This window comes from Streptomyces prasinopilosus, from assembly GCF_001419695.1.
Taxonomy (GTDB): Bacteria; Actinomycetota; Actinomycetes; order Streptomycetales; family Streptomycetaceae; genus Streptomyces; species Streptomyces prasinopilosus.
Genome location: NZ_LIRG01000544.1, coordinates 1 through 2,634, shown reverse-complemented (window position 1 = coordinate 2,634; position 2,634 = coordinate 1). Strand labels below are relative to the sequence as shown.

Below are 2,634 nucleotides of genomic sequence, written 5' to 3'. Positions count from 1 at the left end.
GCGCCGCGCTCACCGCCGCAGCCTGGGGCACGGCCAGGGCGTCCTGGGCGTGGTCGCGGCTGCGGCGGTGAGCGCGGCGCGGCGCGCGAGGGCGGCGGGTGTGCCGGTGGCGTCGAGCAGTGCGGCGACGGCCTCGTACACGCCGGCCACGGCGTGCCGTTCGCCGTCGAAGCGGAAGTCGAGCCGGGAGTCGCCGGTGCGGGAGCCCGGGGTGGGCAGGGCCAGCCGCAGCAGGAGCAGCCAGCCGGCTCCGGCGAGGAGGGCCAGCGCCCGCTGCCCTCCGGGTTCGGGCAGGGGCATTCCGGCGCCGACGGCGGCCCCGACGAGCAGCTGGATGCCGACGGCGGAGCCGACGGGGCCCAGGGCGCTGACCGCGCCGGCGACCAGCCCGCATCCGGTCAGCACCAGCGTCAGCGGGACGGCCGGGAGGTGCTCCCCCGCGGAGGTTCCGACGAGGAGTCCGGTCGCCCCGGCCAGGGCGGGCACGCCGATGCGGCTGACGGAGGCGCGCCGGCTGCCCGGCCGGTCGTTGATCCCGGCGAACATGGCGCCGACGGCGGCGAGGACGCCGAGGGTGGGCCGTCCGGCGAGGATGGCGGCGGCCAGCAGGGGTCCGCCGCCCAGCAGCCCCCGGACGACCGCGCTCCACGGGACCGGTCCGCGCTGGGCCCGCAGGGCGTGGGCGAGCCAGAGGGGTACGGCGGGCGTGGTGCGGGTCACGGGGCTCCAGTCGTCTCGTCGAGGGCGGGCGGGCTCGCGGGCGACGGTGACCGGGCGGGGACGCGGTGTCCACCGTAGGCGGGGTTGTCGGAGGAAGGGAAACGGTCGCGTTTCCGGGAGGTGACGTTGCGAGCGAAGGGTGTGTTCCTGGGGGAACGCGGCCCGTGACGCGCTTGTTCCTCGGGATTCCCGCAGGCCGGGGCGGGGACGCCTCCCGGGGACCGCGGACGCCGGGAGGCAGCCGGCCGTCGCCGGTCCCCGCGGGTACGCCGGTGCCCCGTGACCCGGGTCAGGGGTCACGGGGCACCGCGGTGCTCTTCGCCCTACGCGGTGTGCCGGGCGGCGAACCCGACGAACTCCGCCCACGCCTGCGGCGTCAGGCCGACCACGGGTCCAGCCAGGGCCTTCGAGTCGCGCACGTGCACGCCTCCGCTCCCGGCCGCGACCTCAACGCACTCGCCGCCGTCCCCGGCGCTGTAACTGCTCTTGAACCAAGCCAGGTTCCCGAAGTCCCGACCGGCCGTGTCCCCGCTCATCTCTCTCCCAACAGCTTCTCGATCGTCGAGAGCGATTCGGCCGGTGTGAGCGCCTGCGCTCGGAGGCTTCCGTACACGGCCTCAAGCTCCCGGACCTTGCCGCGCTCGGTGTGGACGTGGCTATCACCTTGCACCTCTGTGTAGGCGATCCTCCGCTCATCCCTGGTCTCCATCAAGGTGAACGGACCGGCCAGTCCTGCATGTTCCTCACGGGAGAGAGGCATTACCTGGATCTCGACGTTCCGCTGCTCCCCGGCCAGCACGAGGTGCTCCAGCTGACCACGCCAAACGGTCTCACCACCGAGCGGGCGGTGCAGCACCCCCTCGTCGATCACGAAGGTCAGGTGCGGTGCCGGACGTCTGGCGAAGATGTCCTTCCGCGCCATGCGGGCGGCCACGCGCTGCTCGATGACCTCCGCGTCCAGCAACGGACGCCACATCACGCACACGGCACGGGCGTACTCCTCCGTCTGCAGCAGTCCGGGGACAGCCCGGGTGCCGTACACGTGGAGTTCGACCGCCTGCGCCTCCAACCGCGCCGCGTCCCGGAAGAACGCCGGATACTGCGCCCGCGCCACCTCCTCCTTCCCCGCCTTCAGCAACCCGCCCGCGTCGAGCAGTTCGTCCGCGTTGTCGATGAACTTGGGCGGCGGGATCCGCCGCCCCTGTTCGAAGCTGGCGATCGTCGACGCGGAGTACCCCGCCCTGCTCCCCAGCTCCGCGCGGTCCAGTCCCGCCCGTTCCCTGCACAGCTTCAACTGCCGTCCGAAGACGTGCAGGATGCCCGCGCCCGCCTCCTGCTCCTGGCCGTCCACCTGCTGTCGCTGTTCCTCCACGCCCGGTACCTCCCGTACGTACGCGCCGCCGAACACCCCGCCCTCACGTACGCGGCCAACCGGCACCGCGGGCGCCCGGTCACGGATCACCCCGTGTACAGGCCCCGCGCCGGCGGCGTACAGCCGCCGCCGGTCGGCGCGTCACACCTGGCCGACGCTACGCACGGTTCGCCACGGTTACCCCATGAAGTCAGCGAATCCCCCGCAAAGGCGTACACCCCGGCCTGCCCGCACGTTCGCGATGCGGTTCGCCTCGACCCCGCGGGGTGCGCGCCTCGCCCGCCGGGTGGTCTCGCACCGTCTGGACGCGTGGGGGCACCCGTACGCCTCACCGGCGAACGAGACGGTCACGCTGATCGCCGCGGAACTCACCGCGAACGCGGTCCGGCACGGGCGCGTGCCGGGCCGCGACGTCCACCTCCGCCTCACCGAGGCTGAGGACGGCACCCCGCGGATCGAGGTCACGGACACCCGCACGGAGGGACGACCGGTCGCCGGGACACCGGCCCCGGACGGCGAGTCGGGCCGGGGCCTGCTCCTGG

The 2,634-nt window shown here is 74.1% G+C and carries 3 protein-coding genes and 1 pseudogene; 1 reads left to right on the top strand and 3 read right to left on the bottom strand.

Annotated features, from left to right (window positions below):
* From AOK18_RS21620 to AOK18_RS21610, 3 genes and pseudogenes are all read right to left on the bottom strand, one after another.
* Positions 1-720, bottom strand: a pseudogene (locus tag AOK18_RS21620) (FUSC family protein); the annotation flags it as partial.
* Positions 721-1,043: 323 nt separating this feature from the next.
* Complete coding sequence (locus tag AOK18_RS21615; RefSeq protein ID WP_055695432.1) at positions 1,044-1,256, bottom strand: DUF397 domain-containing protein; 213 nt, start codon at positions 1,254-1,256, stop codon at positions 1,044-1,046.
* Positions 1,253-2,092 carry a helix-turn-helix domain-containing protein gene (locus AOK18_RS21610; protein WP_055695433.1) on the bottom strand — a complete coding sequence of 280 codons (840 nt, stop codon included), beginning with the start codon at positions 2,090-2,092 and terminating at the stop codon, positions 1,253-1,255. Before AOK18_RS21610 ends, AOK18_RS21615 begins: the two co-directional genes overlap by 4 nt.
* 184 nt (positions 2,093-2,276) lie before the next feature.
* On the opposite strand from AOK18_RS21610, the gene AOK18_RS21605 reads away from it, so the two are divergent.
* A partial coding sequence (locus AOK18_RS21605) for an ATP-binding protein (RefSeq protein WP_240503270.1) occupies positions 2,277-2,634 on the top strand: 358 nt, incomplete at its 3' end.